The organism is Pseudoalteromonas sp. Z9A6, from assembly GCF_011378805.1.
In the GTDB taxonomy this organism is placed as follows: domain Bacteria; phylum Pseudomonadota; class Gammaproteobacteria; order Enterobacterales; family Alteromonadaceae; genus Pseudoalteromonas; species Pseudoalteromonas distincta.
The window spans coordinates 1-17,774 of sequence record NZ_WTKZ01000014.1; the positions used below are offsets into that span (position 1 = coordinate 1).

Consider the following 17,774-nt stretch of genomic DNA (forward strand, 5'->3'; position numbering starts at 1 on the left):
AAAAGATCGGTCAACCGATCAAAAATACCTTAACTGATCGGTGTTAGCTCAATGAGCGGTTTTTAAAGTAGTTACAAAACCATTACGGCATAGCGTCTTGGTCTGCGCCTTCTTTTTCAATTACTTCTGGTATTAAATCTTCTTTGCTTACGCCCATTGCTATAGCAACAGAGCTTGCAACATAAATCGAAGAATAAGTACCAATAAACACACCAAACAGTAATGCAGTTGCAAAACCATGAATGGTTTGTCCGCCCCATGCAAACAAGGCAATCAATACTAAAATAGTCGTGATTGATGTTACAAGTGTACGGTTAAGTGTTTGCGTAAGTGAAATATCAATAATTTCTATCGTATCGTCAATGCGTACCTTACGGAAGTTTTCACGTATACGGTCTGATACAACAATCGTATCATTGAGTGAATAACCAATTACCGCAAGAATTGCCGCTAATATAGTTAAATCAAACTCTAAACCTAATACCGAAAATAAACCCACAGTAATGATAACATCGTGTAGCAGTGCACCTACCGCACCTACTGCAAAGCGCCATTCAAAACGGAACGCAACATAGATTAAGATACAAATAAGCGCAGTTAACATGGCAAGGCCACCCTGCTCTTTTAAGTCTTCACCTACACTTGGGCCTACAAACTCAATACGGCGCATTACTACGCTGTCGTCTGCTTTTTTAAGTGCATCGATTACTTGGTTACCAATCACCTCAGCTTTTACATCGCTACCGCGTGGTGCTAAGCGAACTAAAATTTCTTGGCTTGAACCAAATAGCTGCACTGATGCATCAGCAAAACCATTATCAGCTAGTGCATCACGTACTTTTTTAAGGTCAGCCGGTTGTGAAAAACCCACTTCTACCGCAGTACCGCCGGTAAAATCTAAACCAAAGTTTAGGCCTTTGATAAAAATTGATGCAAACGACGCTAAAATTAGTAGCGTCGAGAAACCCATAGCCACTTTTCGAAGAGACATGAAACGAAGGGTTCTACTACCCAAACTTAAAATTTGCATGTCTGCTCCTTAAATCGAAAGTTTATCAATGCGTTTACCACCAACAAATAAGTTGATTACCGCACGGGTACCAACGATGGCTGTAAACATTGAAGTTAAAATACCAATCGCAAGTGTCACTGCAAAGCCCGCAATCGGACCAGTGCCCACTGCAAACAGTATAATGGCAGCAATTAGTGTCGTGATGTTGGCATCAAATATAGTGCTAAATGCGCTATCGTAACCAAAATGAATCGCTTGTTGAGGGCTACGGCCATCGGCCAGCTCTTCACGAATACGCTCAAAAATAAGTACGTTAGCATCAACTGCCATACCTACTGTTAATACAATACCGGCAATACCTGGTAGCGTAAGTGTAGCGCCCGGAATTAAAGACATAACACCTACAATTAGTACTAAGTTAGCCGCAAGCGCCAGGTTTGCAACCATACCAAAACCTTTGTAGTACACAAGCATAAATACAAGTACAAACGCAAAGCCAAGTGCAACCGCAGTCATACCCGCTTCAATATTTTCTTGTCCTAAGCTTGGACCTACTGTGCGCTCTTCAACAATTTGAATTGGCGCTACAAGTGCACCAGCACGAAGTAGTAAGCTTAAGTTATGAGCTTCTGCTGGGTTATCAATGCCGGTAATACGGAACGAGCGATCAAGACGGGCTTGAATCGTTGCTACGTTAATAACTTCTTCAACCTTAATAGGCGGAAGCGCTTTACCGTCTGCATCTTTTTTACCTGATGGCTTGTACTCAATAAATACCGTTGCCATACGCTTACCAATAGCACGCTTGGTAAAGGCATTCATTTTTGCCCCACCTTTGCTATCTAGCGTAATACTTACTTGCGGACGTTGGTATTCATCAGCGCCAGATTGCGCGCCCGTAATATGGCTGCCCTCTAAAATAATACGCTTTTTAAGTACAACAGGGTAACCGTCGCGGCTCATGATCATTTCAGTACCCGCTGGGATACGACCTTGGGCAGCAGCGCTAATATCTGCGTTTTCGTCTACTTCACGAAATTCAAGTGTTGCTGTCGCGCCTAAAATTTCTTTAGCACGTGCAGTATCTTGAATACCTGGTAGTTGAACAATAATACGCTCAGCGCCTTGGCGTTGTACGTTAGGCTCTGCAACACCAATTTGGTTGATACGGTTACGAATAATCGTTTCATTTTGCTTGATAGCGTAGTCACGAATTTCTTTGAGTTTTTGCTCACTCATTGTCGCAAAAAATGCTTTATCGTTACTGCTGTCATCAATGTAGACATTTAGCGGGTAGCGAGTTTCTAAGAAACTCTCTGCAGCATTTTTGTCTTCTTCGGTACGCATTTCTACACGCATACGATCGGAGCCTGCTACGCGGCGAACACTACGATAACGTAGTTTTTCTTCGCGCAGGTCACTGCGAAAATCTTGTTCCATTTGCTCAAGCTGGTTATCAACCGCTGTTGCCATGTCGATTTCCATGGTGAAATGTACGCCACCACTTAAATCAAGACCTAGCTTCATAGGGTTACCACCAACTGCTTTTAACCAAGCTGGTTGAGCAGGTGCCATATTAATAGCAGAAATGTAATCATCGCTCAGCGAATCACGAAGTAAGTCATGCGCTTTAAGTTGCTCTTCAACATTTTTTAAACGAACTAAAATTTGTCCATCTTCAAGTATTGTCGATTTAGCGGTTACATTATTTGTTTTAAGGATTGCGTTTACTTTGTCTACAACACTGAGATCGACATCAGCGCCTTTAGCACCTGAAACTTGTATGGCCGGATCGCGACCATACAAGTTTGGAGAGGCATATAAAAGGCCAATGGCTACCACAGCTAAAACAAGTAAATACTTCCAAACTGGAAACTTGTTTAACACGGGGTCGTCCTTATTATTTTTATAGCGACTTCATTGTGCCTTTTGGCAATACTGCAGATACTGCAGATTTTTGTACTGTAACTTCTGCTTGCTCGTTTAAAGAGATAACGATGAAATCTTTCTCTTCAGAAATTTTCACAATTTTACCCACTAAACCGCCTTGGGTAAGTACTTCATCACCTTTAGCCATCATACTCATTAAGCTTTTGTGCTCTTTAACGCGCTTAGCTTGTGGGCGGTAGATTAAAAAGTAAAAAACCAAACCGAAAATAGCTAACATTATTAGCATTTCCCAACCACCGCCTGCCGCAGGTTGACCAGCTGCTGCGTGTGCATTTGAAATAAATAAACTCATGATACTTCCTCTTTAATTTTAAAGTTTAATTTTTTATATCTGCTAACTCTGGCACATCTTGGCCTCGGCGAGCATAAAAATCTTGTACAAATTCTTCTAATTTACCTTCGCTAATTGCATTACGTAAACCTTCCATAACACGTTGATAGTAACGTAAGTTATGAATTGTGTTTAGTCGCGCACCTAAAATTTCGTTACATTTATCAAGGTGATGCAAATAAGCTCGTGAATAGTTTTTACACGTATGGCAATCACACTCAGGGTCAAGTGGCCCTGTATCTGTTTTATGCACTGCGTTACGTATTTTTACTACACCCGTGGTAATAAATAAATGGCCGTTACGCGCATTACGTGTTGGCATAACACAGTCAAACATATCAATACCACGGCGAACCGACTCAACTAAGTCTTCTGGCTTGCCTACACCCATAAGGTAACGAGGCTTGTCTTCTGGCATTTTAAACGCACAATGATCAAGGATATTCATCATTTCGTTTTTAGGCTCACCTACTGATAGGCCGCCTAATGCATAACCGTCAAAACCAATTTCTTCAAGACCAGCTTGTGATTGTGCACGTAATTCTGGGTACATACCACCTTGGATAATACCAAATAAAGCAGATGGATTATCGCCATGCCCTTCTTTTGAGCGCTTAGCCCAACGAAGAGATAACTCCATAGAATCTTTAGCTTCTTTTTCAGTTGCTGGGTATGGCGTACACTCGTCAAAAATCATAACGATGTCTGAGCCTAAGTCGCGCTGTACTTCCATCGACTTTTCAGGCGACATCATAATTTCATCACCATTTACTGGAGATTGAAATAAAACGCCTTCTTCAGTGATTTTGCGCATTGCGCCTAAGCTAAATACTTGAAAACCGCCTGAGTCAGTTAAAATTGGGAAGTCCCAATTCATAAAGTCGTGTAAATCACCATGTTGTTTAATGATCTCAGTACCTGGGCGAAGCATTAAATGAAAGGTATTACCTAAACATATTTGCGCACCAGTGGCTTTAACTTCATCTGGCGTCATACCTTTTACAGTACCGTAAGTACCAACAGGCATAAAAGCAGGTGTTTCTATTACACCACGGTCAAAAATTAAGCGGCCGCGGCGCGCTTTTCCGTCAGTACAATCTAATTCAAATTTCATATCATCCTCAATGTCGGAAAAACAGTCCAACAAGCTATAATTTAACCGCCTGATTCTACCCTTTTTGCCTCACTAATACTATTAGCTGCGATAAATTCAGTTTTGCCAATTGCCGCAAACAAAAACCCCAGCAACTAAGCTGGGGGTTTTAATATATTCGACTGAGTATTAAACAATATTTTGTTACTTACGTGTTAAAAACATCGCGTCGCCATAACTAAAAAAGCGGTACTGCTGCTCTATTGCAGTATTGTAAGCGCCCATAATATTGTCTTGGCCGCTAAATGCGCTGACTAACATTATAAGCGTTGATTCTGGTAAGTGAAAATTTGTGACCATGGCATCAACAACATTAAATTGATAACCCGGAAAAATAAATATATCGGTATCACCAAAATACGTATCTAACTTGCCGCCGTGAACTTTAGCAGCCGACTCCAATGAGCGAACTGAAGTTGTGCCTATCGCAATTACACGCCCACCATTTGCTTTAGTTTGCGCAACAGCTGCAACTACGTCATCAGGTACTTCTATGTACTCTGAGTGCATTACATGCTCATCAACACTATCAACTCGTACCGGCTGAAAAGTACCAGCGCCAACGTGTAGCGTAACAAAAGCCATATTTACGCCTTTATCTTTGAGTGCTGTCATTAACTTATCGTCAAAATGTAGACCTGCAGTTGGTGCTGCAACTGCACCTGGCTTTTCTCCATAAACAGTTTGATAGCGCTCACGGTCAGCATCGGTATCAGGTCGGTCAATATAAGGAGGCAGTGGCATATGGCCAATATCATTAAGTATATCTAGCACGTTTTGGCTATGATCGAACTCAAGCTCAAATAAAGTATCGTGGCGTGCAACCATTATTGCCTTGGCTTTGCCTTCTAAAATAACTTCGTTACCGACCTTAAGCGACTTGCTTGCCCGTACATGCGCAAGTACGCGATGCTCATCTAATACCCGCTCTACAAGTACTTCAACTTTTCCGCCTGAAGCTTTTTGACCAAACATACGCGCTGGAATAACGCGTGTATTGTTAAAGACCAATAAATCGCCTTCGTTTACTAAATCAAGTATATCGCTAAACACTTTATGTTCTAAAGTTCCGCTTGGGCCATCTAAAGTGAGTAGACGGCTGCTGGTTCTGTCCGCTTTAGGAAAACGAGCTATTAATTCATCAGGTAAGTCAAAGCTAAAGTCAGCCACGCGCATAATTAGTAATCCACATCATTTAAAATCGCGCCAAGTGTATATGTATCGGATATTAAGCTCAAGAAATCAGCCAAACTTATAATGTCTGTTTGCGTGTTTGCCATTAAATTCTCTTGTTCTTATGGTTAAATGTCACTATTCTTATTCGGCTAAATTATTATAAGTTATATTAGGGGTGTTCAACTCGTGCCAAACCAGCTTAAATTGCTAATATTAAACGCAAGTAGTGCTGAACGTCGCGCGATTAAGGGCACTTTAGATAGCTTAAATGTATTTACCTTTATTGATGCCCAAGACAGTCAACAAGCTTTAAAGCTTTTAAAACAACACCCTGTTGATATTATAATAACGGGCATTAATGTTGGTAAAATTGATGGCTGGCGCTTTTCTAGGATGATCCGCTCAGGATTATTAAAAACACCAAAAAACACACCAATCTTACTTATTCCGCCAATTTACTGTGAGCGGATTGCCGAAACAACAGCCCGAAGCTATGGGATAGATGCTGTGCTACCGTTTGAGCACAAAGATATGCTCCCTCAAGTACTTGCGAATGTTTTATCTACTCACTTAGAAAAAAGTAGCCGGCTAAACTTATTATTATTAGAGCCACTTCAAAATACGGCCGACAAAATAAGTGAACAGTTAAAGTTAAACTTTGCTATCACTCACGTAACTTCAGCTAAAGCGGCACTTAACGCTTATAACCAACAGCAGTTTTCAATTGTGCTACTCGATGCCACTACATCAAGTGCAGAGAGCTCGAGTGTACTCGTTGAAGAAATCCTCCAGCACAATTCTAAACAAGCTATTGTTACAATTATAGAAAGTGACGATGCCGATTACGCTGAGCAGCTTTTGCTTTCGGGTGTTACCGACTTTATCAGAGCCCCTTACGATCCTTCATTTTTAAACAAAGTGTGTGACCACGCCGCACGACGTGAAGATTTTATGGTGAGTTATGCTGAATTTGCTTACAAAGTAGAACAATTGAGCGTGAGCGAAGTGCGTTACAAAGAGTTATTTTCTGCTCATCAGCGTATTTTATTGCACTTAAATACAGTTGTTTTAGAGCTCGATCAGCAAGGTAATATTCGTTTTATTAACCCCGCATGGGAAACATTAAGCGGTTTTGGTGTTAAATCATCACTACAAAACCCATTAAGCGCTTATTGTAATAACGAAGATAAAGGAAGGCTTGACTACACTATTAACGATATTTTACATGGTGGCGAGCAACAGCAACAAATAGAAGTAAAGTTAACCCACAAAAATGGCAATTTAATTTGGGTTGAATGCAGATTGCAGCTAATAAAAAATAGCCGTAATAACGCGACCATAACCGCAACTATCGACAATATACACGAACGAAAGCAAGCTGAGATTCAACTACGTCATTTAGCACACCATGACCCATTAACAGGTTTACATAATCGTTATTATTTTGATCAACAGCTTAATAAAATATGCCAAGATAAATACACCTATGATGGCATAGAGCATGCTGTTATTTATATTGACCTCGATCACTTTAAAATAATAAACGACAGTAAAGGCCATCATCAGGGCGATATAGTTTTAAAAGAAGTGGCGCAATTATTTAAAGCAAATATTGGCGACGATCACCTGGTATGCAGAATTGGTGGGGATGAATTTGCAGTCATACTTACCAATATGAATTTACTGGATGCACACCTTATTGCAGAAGGTGTGTGTAGTGCGATAGAAAAACATGCTTTTAAATCAGAAGATCAGATATACACTATTAGCTGCTCTATTGGTTTAACTCAAATCACGACACAAAATAACGACCCTAATGAGTGTTTAAAACAAGCCGATATTGCTTTGTATATTGCCAAAAACCTAGGGCGTAACTTAGTACATTGCTATTCAAAAGAAGATGCTCAAAACAATACACTACAAACAGGGCTTGAATGGGGCCATGAAATTCGCCAAGCACTACAGCAAGATAATATTGAACTACATTACCAACCTATTTGGGATTTTAAGGAGTGTAAAGTTGCTTATTTTGAAGCGCTTTTACGCTTAAAACTCAAAGGTGAACTCGTATACCCAAACCAGTTTATTCCCTCTTTAGAAATGCTTAACGACACATTTTTGATGGATCAATGCGTTATACGTAATGCTATTGCTTGTGTATCTAAGCACCCAGAGTTAAACCAAGTTGCTATTAATTTGTCAGCACAATCGTTCTTAGATGAACGCTTATTGCCATTAATTGAATCAAACCTTGAAAAGTATAACGTGCCCGCTTCGCGGATAATTTTTGAAATAACTGAATCTGCGAGTATTAATAACTTAAAAGCCACTCGTAAAATGATCGAGAAGCTTAATAGCTTAGGCTGTCATTTTTCTATCGATGATTTTGGAACTGGCTTTAGTACATTTAATTATTTAAAGCAGCTTCCGGCACAGCATGTAAAAATTGATGGCTCATTTGTAAGTGGCATGCTTAATGACCCTATAGACTTAGCGTTAGTAAAAGCAATAAATGATATTAGTCGGTCTCTCGGTAAGCTTTCTGTAGCTGAGTACGTTGAAAACGAAGAGATATTTTTTGCACTAAAAGAGATAGGTGTTGATTATGGACAAGGCTACTTTATTGCACGCCCAATACCTGTTGAAAAAGTAAAAGATGAACTTGAAAAAATTTCAAAAAATAAAACGTTTTACCAACAACAAGCTAGCCTAAAATAAACAAAATTAAACAATTTGTTACTACCAATATTACTTTTCTTGCCTATACTTTCAGTATCAAATGAAAAATGTCGTATCTTTTAATGCATTTCACTTTAAAAACATGACATTACCTTTTGGCGACGTAGTACTGATATTTGTATTAGGTTTCAAAGCTATTTGGGCTTTTAAGGAGAAAGGTATGACACAGCTAGTTATGTTATTACTGATTATACATTTTGCAATCGCGTATCAGTGTTATCGTTACGCAAATATTAAAGGCTACCCAGTTAAGGTTTTTACTGTATTAGGCTGCGTGCCTTACTTTAACTTAGTGGTATGGATTTATTTACTATTTTTACCCGAACTTGAACCTTTTGAAAGCCATCTTCAAAATCAAAAGCAGCCTTTATAGGCTGCTTTCATTCATTTCCTATTCTAATTTAGAAAAATCTAAACTACATTGACGCTTTAAAAATACCTCAAGCTGTTGACTAAATAACTTAAAGTCGCGGATCCGCCCCGTAGTTTTACGCCACAATATGCCAATATCTCTATATGCATCACTTTGTGATGGTGTAGCCACCATATTTTTATTATCTAAAATTCCGGCGTTAATCGCCATTTGTGGTAAAAAAGTCACCCCGAGCTGATGCTCAACCATACTCAATAATGTATGCAAGCTTGCTGCTTCGAATGGGTTAATACAACTAGCACGATTTAAATGACATGCACTAAGCGCATGGCCTGTCATACAGTGCTCACGCTCGAGTAAGAATACGCTAGCCTCTGGTAATAGATTAAAGTCGACTACGCCCTTTGCAGCGCTGTAATCCTTATGGTGCACTAAACTAAACTGATCTTTTGCCAATACTTGTGTATGAAATTTATCGGTTTCGTATGGCAGTGCAAGTAGCGCTAAATCAATATGCCCATGCTCAAGTTTATCCAATAGCTTATCACTTGTATCTTCTATTAAAACCAGCTCTAAATCACAAAAGGTTTCTTTACAAAAGTGATACAGAGGAGCCGCTATAAAGCTAGCAATTGTAGGTATAACACCCACTGTTAATTTACCACTCAGTGGTGTTAAAAAGCTTTTAGTGAGCTCTTTTAAACTAATTGTATCGTTAATTATTTTACGAGAGCGCTCAACAACTTCTTCACCAATACTGGTAAACATAAGGCTGCGATTTTCGCGTTCAATAAGCTGGCAACCCAAAGTTTCTTCAAGATTTTGAATAGCACTGCTTAAAGTAGATTGTCCAATAAAACAGGCACTGGCAGCTCTGCCAAAGTGCTGATGTTGATGAACAGCTAATAAATACTGTAGCTGTTTGATACTTGGAAGATTGGTCATTTTTTCTTTCCACAAATAAAAAGACCCCAACACCTAGGGCATTGAGATCTTTTCAAGCTAAAAGTCTTTGAGTACTTTTTTGTTAAACCCCAAATGCGGTTCTTAGTACGTAGAAAATAACAATAGCAAGGGCAGCGCCAACTGGCAATGTAATTACCCAAGAAACTACGATGTTTCTGATAACACCCATGTTAAGTGCACCAATTCCACGTGCCATACCTACACCTAGTACCGCACCTACTAAGGTTTGAGTAGTAGAGATTGGCATACCAGTACCTGATGCAATAACAACGGTAGAAGCAGCGGCTAGTTCAGCAGCAAAACCACGGCTAGGTGTTAAATGCGTAATACCTTCACCAATCGTTTTGATTACTTTTTTGCCTAAAATAGCAAGACCCGCAACAATACCAAAACCACCTAAAGGTAGAATCCACCAAGCAATAGCGGCTTTCTTAGCAATTTCACCATTGTTTTCAACTATATTTACAACAGCAGCTAATGGACCAATTGCATTAGCGACGTCGTTAGAACCATGTGCAAAGGCCATACAACATGCTGTTAATACCATTAGAACAGCAAACACTTTTTCAACATTGTTGAACTGCATTTGTTTATCTGCTTTTGGATCGATATTTAAACGAGAAATAGCAATTTTACCAATAATAGCAACAACTACTGCAACTGCGATTGCAAGGGCATACCCTTCGGCTGCACCTAAATCAACACCAACATGCTTTAAGCCTTTTTTAATTGTAACCAAGGCCATTATAAAACCTGCTAAACCCATATAAAGTGGTACATAGCGTTTAGCATTTTTTAGTGGTGCATCTGTATTGAAAATAAGTTTTTGTGCACTCATAAATATTAAGTATGCAATAAAGCCTGATATGGCGGGCGTTATAATCCAACTACCAACAATACCACCTACTTTATCCCATTGAATCGCCTCAGTGCCGACAGCAACTAACGCAAAACCAATGATTGCACCAATGATTGAGTGAGTCGTTGATACTGGCCAACCTAAGAACGAGGCCATTAATAACCAAGCACCCGCTGCAAATAAAGACGAAATCATACCCAGAACCATAAGCTCCGGAATATCTGCAAACGGTGCCGCATCAATAATTCCTTTACGAATTGTTGATGTAACCTCACCACCCGCTAAGTAAGCGCCTGCAAATTCAAAAATCATCGCAATAAAAATTGCTTGTTTGATTGTAAGTGCTTTTGAACCTACAGATGTACCCATGGCGTTAGCTACGTCATTCGCGCCAATACCATAAGCCATAAAAAAGCCGACTGCTGCGGCAATTAAAATTAATACCGTGCCGTAAGATGCAATGATATCCATTGTAAAACCTTAATCTTTCGTGTTTGAACTGATTTTAAATTAACGAGCTAACATCAGCTCAAGACGTGATCCTACGCGCTCTGCAATATCTGCAAGCTCGCCAACCCATTCAATGATTTTGTATAAAAACATCACATCAATTGGATTTAACTCACCCTCTACATCACGTAGCTGGCGGCGTACTTTTATCTGCATTTCGTCCGTGTCTTGTTCTATGGCATCCAATTCAACTAACATTTTTTCTACTAAGGTGACTTCTCGACCTTTAAAACCCGTTTCTAACAATTCTTCTAACTCGTTAATTGCCTTTGATGCTTGTTTAGTCGCATCTACACAACGAGTTAAGTAAGCTAAAAAGTCAGTTTGCATAACTTTTGGTATGGTCATTTCACGACCAATTACTCGCCCAGCTATGTCTTTCGCTTTATTGGCAATTTTATCTTGTTGAGTTACTAATTCGAGAAGATCTGTACGCTCTACCGGCATGAATAAACCACGCGGTAACTGTAAACGTATATCTCTTTTCATATCATCAGCTTCACGTTCTAAATTGCGAATAGTGATGCGAAGCTCTTCTGCCTGTACCCACTCTTCTTTAAATACGTGATTAAAAAAAGGTATCAAAGCTTTACTTGCTTGATGAACCTTCTTGATGTGTTCTTCCATTGGTTTGATAGGAGATTTTGCAAATACTCCTAAAAACGCGTTTGTAGGCATAACTGACCCTTTAATCAAATTGATATGCTTTGCAGCATGAATTTTACAGTATTAACCAAGATTGTGAACGCTTTTTATTACTTCACTAAAGCTTGCAATACACAAAGCGGCACTAAGCCGCTTTAATAGAAATACGTGATGGATGAAAAATCATAGTGATTTTTCTATATCTTCTTGAGATGTATGGCGAATATCTTTGCCATTAACAAAATAAATAATGTATTCAGCAATGTTCTGACAGCGATCACCAATACGCTCTAATGAGCGAACAGACCAAACTAAGTCCATGATTTTAGGGATTGAGCGTGGATCTTCCATCATGTAAGTCATTATTTGACGTGTGATAGCTTCATATTCGCGGTCAACTTTTGCATCTTCTTTATGTACTTGAAATGCGCGTTGCACATCCATACGCGCAAATGCATCTAGTACGTCGTGTAGCATTTTTAAAACTTGACGGCCCATATTTTCAATATTTACTAATAAATCTTGCTGATCTTTAGTAAATGAGTCTAGTGCAACTTTAGCAATTCGCTCAGCTTCATCGCCAATACGTTCTAAATCAGCAATTGTTTTTGCAATTGCAATCACTAAACGTAAGTCGCTTGCTGCAGGCTGGCGACGCGCAATAATACGCGTACATTCTTCATCAATGCTTACTTCCATAGCATTCACTTTATAATCGTTCTGACGTACCTTTTGAGCAAGCTCTGCATCGTTACGGCTCACAGCATCAAGCGCACTATTTAACTGCTGCTCAACTAATCCACCCATGCTTAATACATGATTACGTACATTTTCTAGCTCTTGGTTAAAACGCCCAGAAATATGTTTATTAATATTATGTTCCATAGTTACCTTCTCTCTTTATCTTGCACAACACGCTATAACGGACTAATTAACCGTAACGACCGGTAATGTAATCTTCGGTCTTTTTCTTCGTTGGTGTAGTAAATAAGGTATTTGTGTCTGAGTACTCAATCAATTCGCCCATATACATAAAGGCTGTTTGATCAGATACGCGTGCCGCTTGTTGCATGTTATGAGTAACAATAACAACGGTAAATTGGTTTTTTAAATCGTTTATTAGCTCTTCGATTACCAAAGTAGAAATTGGGTCGAGTGCTGATGTTGGTTCATCAAGTAAAAGTACCTCAGGCTCAATTGCAATTGAGCGAGCAATAACTAAACGCTGTTGCTGACCACCCGATAAGCCAAACGCGCTATCGTGTAATCTATCTTTTACTTCATCCCATAAAGCAGCACCACGAAGTGATTGCTCTACCACTTCGTCTAACTTACGCTTCTCTTTAATGCCTTGTAAGCGTAGGCCATAAACCACATTTTCATAAATTGATTTAGGAAATGGGTTAGGACGCTGAAACACCATACCTACATTACGACGAAGTGCTGCTACATCTACGCTCTTATCGTAAATGTTTTGACCGTGAAGTAATATTTCACCTTCAATACGACAAATATCAACCAAATCGTTCATGCGGTTAATACAACGTAATAGAGTTGATTTACCACAACCTGATGGTCCTATAAACGCAGTTACTTGGCCTTTTGGAATGTTCATATTTACTTTATTAAGCGCTTGCTTATCACCGTAGTAAAGATCGAGATCTTTAATCTCTAGCGCTTTTTGGTCATCCGTTAAATTTTCTAGGTCTAACTTCTGGCCTATATTAGCTTGGTTTACTTTTGGAGCGACTGTAATCATTTTTGTTACCTATAAAATCTTTACTAATTAGTGTTCAAGCGATCTGAATTTTTCACGTAAATGGTTACGTATACCAATGGCCGTTATGTTTAGGGTAATAATCACCGACACCAATAAAAAGGCCGTTGCGTATACCAGCGGGCGTGCCGCTTCAACATTAGGGCTTTGGAAGCCAACATCGTATATATGAAAGCCTAAGTGCATGAACTTTCTATCTAAGTGAAAATACGGGAAGTTGCCATCAAGTGGTAATGTAGGGGCCATTTTTACGACGCCTACTAGCATTAACGGTGCAACTTCACCTGCAGCACGCGCAACTGCCAGTATTAAACCGGTCATAATTGCAGGGCTTGCCATTGGAATAATTATGCGCCATAACGTTTCTACTTTTGTTGCGCCAAGCGCTAGTGAACCATCACGTACGGTACTTGGAATACGAGATAAACCTTCTTCAGTCGATACAATAACAACTGGCAGCGTTAGTATAGCGAGCGTTAATGCCGACCACATTACACCTGGCGTACCAAATACTGGCGTTGGCGACGATTCTGGATAAAATAGTTGGTCTAAGCTACCACCTAACATGTATACAAAAAAGCCAAGGCCAAATACACCATATACAATTGAAGGAACACCAGCCAAGTTAATCACCGCGATACGAATCATTTTAGTGATTGCATTTTTAGCGGCGTACTCGTGTAAGTAAATTGCAGCAACAACGCCAAACGGTGTCACTATTACAGCCATCAACATAACCATAAACACAGTACCAAATATAGCAGGGAAAACACCGCCCTCTGTATTTGCTTCACGTGGATCATCAGATACAAACTTACCTAGCTGTACAAAATAGTGACCTAGCTTTGCAAAAAAGCCCATGTCGTTTGGAAACCAAACATCAAGTACTTGGTACATCGGAATCGTTACAACCTCACCGCGCATATCTTTTACAGTTACGTGGTCACGCTTAGCTTGCTTGCGTAGTGCAAATAAATCTTTTTCAAGTACACCATACTGTGCACGTAATTCAGCACGCTCTTGAGCAAGCTCAGCAACACGCTCATCAGTAAGTGCATTATCGAGTAAGTAGCCCTTTTCTTTTAAACGAAGGCGTTCAAGTGCGTAGTTAATATGCCCAATGTCACCATTTTGTAAATCAAGTGCTTCGTCGTTTAAATCCACGGCACGCTCTACAAGTTCATGTAGAGCTTCAATTTTATCGCCTTCGACTGGTTTACCATCTTTAATTACACTTTCAACATAACCATAAAAATTACCGTTTTTACTACGCTCAAATACAGCAAGCGTTGCAGGTGTTGTTTTATTTTTAATGTCGGTTTCTAATATCCAACGAAAGTCTAAATCTACATACTCACGATTACCTGTTTTAATAAGTAAGCGCTCTATTTCTTCTTTTTCAAATCCGCTAACGTCAATACCTGTCGCGGCTAAACGCGTTTTTGGTACTAATTCACGGTCATAAACTTCGCCAATAACGGTTTGTTTTGAAATTGACCCTTCAAGTTCAAACTGCACAACTTCTGAAGGCCAGAAAAAACTTAATCCTTTCCAGGCTATCATTGCTAATAAGCCTAGAACTGAAATTAAACTGATGCTCACTGCACCACCGGTCATCCAAATCCAAGGAGAACCAGACTTAAACCACTGCTTTACCATGTCATGTCTCTCCGCTTACATTGAGCTATATTTTTCACGCAGTTGCTGGCGAACAAACTCAGCGACTGTGTTAAAAATGAATGTGAATATGAATAGTACAAAGGCCGCTAAGAACAATATTCTGTAATGCGAACTACCTACTTCTGATTCAGGCATTTCAACTGCAATATTTGCTGCAAGCGTACGCATACCTTGGAAGATGCTCCAATCCATAATAGGTGTATTACCCGTTGCCATAAGTACAATCATGGTTTCGCCAACGGCTCGGCCAAGTCCCATCATTACCGCAGAGAAAATACCAGGGCTTGCTGTAAGTAATACAACACGTATTAGTGTTTGCCACTGCGTTGCACCTAATGCTAATGAGCCATTTGATAAATGCTTTGGAACACTAAATACGGCGTCTTCTGCAATTGAGAATATAGTTGGAATAACTGCAAACCCCATCGCAATACCTACAACAAGCGAGTTACGTTGATCGAATGTCATACCCAGCTCATTTGTTAAGTACTGACGTACATTGCCGTCAAACATCCAAAGCTCAACAAATTCACTCATCGCAAACGAAAACCAGCCAATAAGTAAAACGACCGGAATAAGGATAATTGAATGAGATCCTTCAGGAATTCGATGACGAATTTTGGTTGGTAATTTAGTCCAAGCTAAACCTGTCGCTAACATACCTAAAGGTAATAATATGAGTAACCCAACAATTGCAGGTAAGTGCTCTTCTATCAATGGAGCTAACCAAAGACCGGCTAAAAAACCTAAAATAACGGTTGGTAATGCTTCCATTATTTCAACAGTGGGCTTAACTACCTTACGTAATTTACTCGACATAAAGTATGCCGTGTAAATTGCCGCCGAAAGCGCAATAGGCACTGCAAATAACATCGCGTAAAGGGCTGCTTTTAATGTACCAAACGAAATTGGCACTAATGAAAACTTAGATTCAAAGTCATCACTGGCTGATGTTGACTGCCATATATAACCTGGCTCTGGGTAACCTTCGTACCACACTTCTTGCCAAAGCGCTGACCAAGTGACTTCTGGATGCTCGTTATGTATTTCTAATACTGTTAGTTTGTTATCCGCCAAAATTAATGCAGCATTTGAACGTGGTGCAATTGCAAAGTTTTGTATTGCGCCTTCACTTACTTTACCTTGCCATAATTTTGCTTCGCTTGTTGTGTAGTACACCCCAAGCTCACCGTTACTGCTGGTCGTAAAAAAAGTACGACGATAGAACTCTGTAAATACATTTAATTTACTTTGCTTAGTCGTTTCAAATGAACGTATTTTTTGATATTCGCGGCCAGTGTCAGTGTTAACTTCAAACCACTGCGAAACTTCGCCGTTATCATTGGCAAGCATTAATGAGTTTGCACCTGCTAGTAATTGTGCAGATACAATATTGGCATTTTCTTCGTTAGCTGAAAGTAACTGAATTTGTTCTACATCACTTGGGTCACGTGTATCGTATACGTAAACTTGATTAGCAGAACGTACAAAAGTACGGGTTGTATCTGGAGACATTAATAGCTCATCTACACGCCCTTCAACATCTAGCTCTGTGCGCTCAACAACCCACTCAACTTCGCCAGTAAACATATTCTCTTCAGCAACAAAACTGCTAAACAGCACCCGTTTGTCTTCTGTAAGTGCGACAACAGCTGTTCTGTCTTCATAGTGGCTAAATGCAAAGCGTTTAATAGCTGAGCCTTGTTCATCTACTTCCAAAGCCATTTCCCCAAGAGGAAAGTCTAAACGAGGCGTTAATTTACGCTCGTTATTAGGAAAGGTGACCAAAAATTTAGGTGCTACGACCATTACAGTGCCATCTTTTAAACCAAACGCATAATGCCCTTGAAAAGGCGCGCTAGTTGCAAAGCTTGTTGCATCACTTGGTAGCTCGGCGTTTAATGTTTTAAGCTTTTTACCAAAGCTGCCATCTTGCACACTGTAAAAATCAACCTGCCCTTGCTGACTGAGTAAATAAGCAACTTCAGTTTGCTCTTCTACACCTAGGCCTGCTATTTGCTGCGAATTAGCGACCTGAAAGCTATCGCGTTTTTCTACTTTTGCTGATTCAAAAATTGGCTGTACTACATAAAGAAGGTAAAAAAATATTAATAGCAGTGCTACCAATACCATTATCCCACCTGCGGTTATACCAAATTTGGCAAACCGATCTTTAAATAGACGGCTTCGATCCGTATTAAAAGTCGGTTTATTCGGATTTGAAGTCATCAAAACACCCTTAAATCTTAACGTTGAATAAATTATATTTCATCAAGATGACAGTATTGTTACAACGGTAACAATAAGCACTTTAAAACACTTTTAAATAAGACTCGCGAGGTAAATGCCTAAATTAACTTCAAATCGATGATTTATAAGTGAACTAAATTATAAAATAATTGGACAAAGTATTTATCGAGGTCAATACTCAGAGAGTACTTAGTAAATAATAATGACTATTGATACTGCGTAGAGTCAACACAACTATATCCATTTTTATTAATTTAAAATCAAAGATTTATACAAAGTGCAATAACACACAATTTATATTAAACAATACACTTAATGCCTATGCATTTACTTTCTTTGGGCTTAAAAAGAGA

At 39.4% G+C, this 17,774-nt stretch carries 14 protein-coding genes; 2 read left to right on the forward strand and 12 right to left on the reverse strand.

The features are described 5' to 3' along the window. Positions 1-82: 82 nt before the first annotated feature. From secF to queA, 5 genes are all read right to left on the reverse strand, one after another. The gene (gene secF / locus GQR53_RS07630; RefSeq protein WP_002957828.1) at positions 83-1,030 is read right to left on the reverse strand and encodes a protein translocase subunit SecF; all 948 of its coding nucleotides are present in this window, start codon (positions 1,028-1,030) and stop codon (positions 83-85) included. 9 nt (positions 1,031-1,039) lie between these two features. Continuing rightward, positions 1,040-2,899, reverse strand: a complete 1,860-nt coding sequence (gene secD / locus GQR53_RS07635) for a protein translocase subunit SecD (RefSeq protein ID WP_002957829.1) — start codon at positions 2,897-2,899, stop codon at positions 1,040-1,042. Positions 2,900-2,918: 19 nt separating this feature from the next. Next, positions 2,919-3,254, reverse strand: coding sequence for a preprotein translocase subunit YajC (gene yajC, locus GQR53_RS07640; protein ID WP_002957830.1), 336 nt, complete (start codon positions 3,252-3,254; stop codon positions 2,919-2,921). A 25-nt stretch (positions 3,255-3,279) separates the two neighbouring features. Further along, on the reverse strand, positions 3,280-4,407 hold the full coding sequence (gene tgt / locus GQR53_RS07645; RefSeq protein WP_002957831.1) for a tRNA guanosine(34) transglycosylase Tgt: 1,128 nt from the start codon (positions 4,405-4,407) through the stop codon (positions 3,280-3,282). 183 nt (positions 4,408-4,590) lie between these two features. Continuing rightward, positions 4,591-5,622: a tRNA preQ1(34) S-adenosylmethionine ribosyltransferase-isomerase QueA gene (gene queA, locus GQR53_RS07650; RefSeq protein ID WP_024605593.1), complete on the reverse strand. Its 1,032-nt coding sequence runs from the start codon at positions 5,620-5,622 to the stop codon at positions 4,591-4,593. Positions 5,623-5,808: 186 nt separating this feature from the next. Here queA and GQR53_RS07655 point away from each other — a divergent pair, with 186 nt between their 5' ends. Beyond that, positions 5,809-8,340 carry a GGDEF domain-containing protein gene (locus GQR53_RS07655; RefSeq protein ID WP_165743411.1) on the forward strand — a complete coding sequence of 844 codons (2,532 nt, stop codon included), beginning with the start codon at positions 5,809-5,811 and terminating at the stop codon, positions 8,338-8,340. Positions 8,341-8,521: 181 nt separating this feature from the next. After that, entirely contained in the window at positions 8,522-8,734 is a 213-nt protein-coding gene (locus tag GQR53_RS07660) for a hypothetical protein (RefSeq protein WP_002957835.1), read from the forward strand. 18 nt (positions 8,735-8,752) lie between these two features. On the opposite strand, the gene GQR53_RS07665 is transcribed toward GQR53_RS07660, so the two are convergent. The 7 genes from GQR53_RS07665 to GQR53_RS07695 form a co-directional block, all read right to left on the reverse strand. Beyond that, a complete protein-coding gene (locus GQR53_RS07665) occupies positions 8,753-9,679 on the reverse strand; it encodes a hydrogen peroxide-inducible genes activator (RefSeq protein ID WP_024600190.1) in 927 nt (308 codons plus the stop codon). An 82-nt stretch (positions 9,680-9,761) separates the two neighbouring features. After that, entirely contained in the window at positions 9,762-11,030 is a 1,269-nt protein-coding gene (locus GQR53_RS07670) for an inorganic phosphate transporter (RefSeq protein WP_007586466.1), read from the reverse strand. Positions 11,031-11,069: 39 nt separating this feature from the next. After that, the gene (locus GQR53_RS07675) at positions 11,070-11,747 is read right to left on the reverse strand and encodes a TIGR00153 family protein (RefSeq protein ID WP_024600191.1); all 678 of its coding nucleotides are present in this window, start codon (positions 11,745-11,747) and stop codon (positions 11,070-11,072) included. A gap of 150 nt (positions 11,748-11,897) precedes the next feature. Then, positions 11,898-12,599, reverse strand: a complete 702-nt coding sequence (gene phoU, locus GQR53_RS07680) for a phosphate signaling complex protein PhoU (RefSeq protein ID WP_007586465.1) — start codon at positions 12,597-12,599, stop codon at positions 11,898-11,900. Positions 12,600-12,645: 46 nt separating this feature from the next. Continuing rightward, positions 12,646-13,473, reverse strand: coding sequence for a phosphate ABC transporter ATP-binding protein PstB (pstB, locus tag GQR53_RS07685; RefSeq protein WP_007586464.1), 828 nt, complete (start codon positions 13,471-13,473; stop codon positions 12,646-12,648). Between the two features lie 27 nt (positions 13,474-13,500). Continuing rightward, positions 13,501-15,150, reverse strand: coding sequence for a phosphate ABC transporter permease PstA (gene pstA, locus GQR53_RS07690; protein WP_165743413.1), 1,650 nt, complete (start codon positions 15,148-15,150; stop codon positions 13,501-13,503). Between the two features lie 15 nt (positions 15,151-15,165). Then, positions 15,166-17,400: an ABC transporter permease subunit gene (locus GQR53_RS07695; protein WP_165743416.1), complete on the reverse strand. Its 2,235-nt coding sequence runs from the start codon at positions 17,398-17,400 to the stop codon at positions 15,166-15,168. Positions 17,401-17,774: the final 374 nt, after the last annotated feature.

Bases quoted from the DNA above. Each gene is read 5' to 3' on its own strand.
- GQR53_RS07660 (WP_002957835.1), top strand. From the start codon at position 8,522: ATGACACAGCTAGTTATGTTATTACTGATTATACATTTTGCAATCGCG.
- secF (WP_002957828.1), bottom strand. From the start codon at position 1,030: ATGCAAATTTTAAGTTTGGGTAGTAGAACCCTTCGTTTCATGTCTCTT.
- pstA (WP_165743413.1), bottom strand. From the start codon at position 15,150: ATGGTAAAGCAGTGGTTTAAGTCTGGTTCTCCTTGGATTTGGATGACC.
- yajC (WP_002957830.1), bottom strand. From the start codon at position 3,254: ATGAGTTTATTTATTTCAAATGCACACGCAGCAGCTGGTCAACCTGCG.
- queA (WP_024605593.1), bottom strand. From the start codon at position 5,622: ATGCGCGTGGCTGACTTTAGCTTTGACTTACCTGATGAATTAATAGCT.
- GQR53_RS07665 (WP_024600190.1), bottom strand. From the start codon at position 9,679: ATGACCAATCTTCCAAGTATCAAACAGCTACAGTATTTATTAGCTGTT.
- tgt (WP_002957831.1), bottom strand. From the start codon at position 4,407: ATGAAATTTGAATTAGATTGTACTGACGGAAAAGCGCGCCGCGGCCGC.
- phoU (WP_007586465.1), bottom strand. From the start codon at position 12,599: ATGGAACATAATATTAATAAACATATTTCTGGGCGTTTTAACCAAGAG.
- GQR53_RS07670 (WP_007586466.1), bottom strand. From the start codon at position 11,030: ATGGATATCATTGCATCTTACGGCACGGTATTAATTTTAATTGCCGCA.
- pstB (WP_007586464.1), bottom strand. From the start codon at position 13,473: ATGATTACAGTCGCTCCAAAAGTAAACCAAGCTAATATAGGCCAGAAG.
- GQR53_RS07675 (WP_024600191.1), bottom strand. From the start codon at position 11,747: ATGCCTACAAACGCGTTTTTAGGAGTATTTGCAAAATCTCCTATCAAA.
- GQR53_RS07695 (WP_165743416.1), bottom strand. From the start codon at position 17,400: ATGACTTCAAATCCGAATAAACCGACTTTTAATACGGATCGAAGCCGT.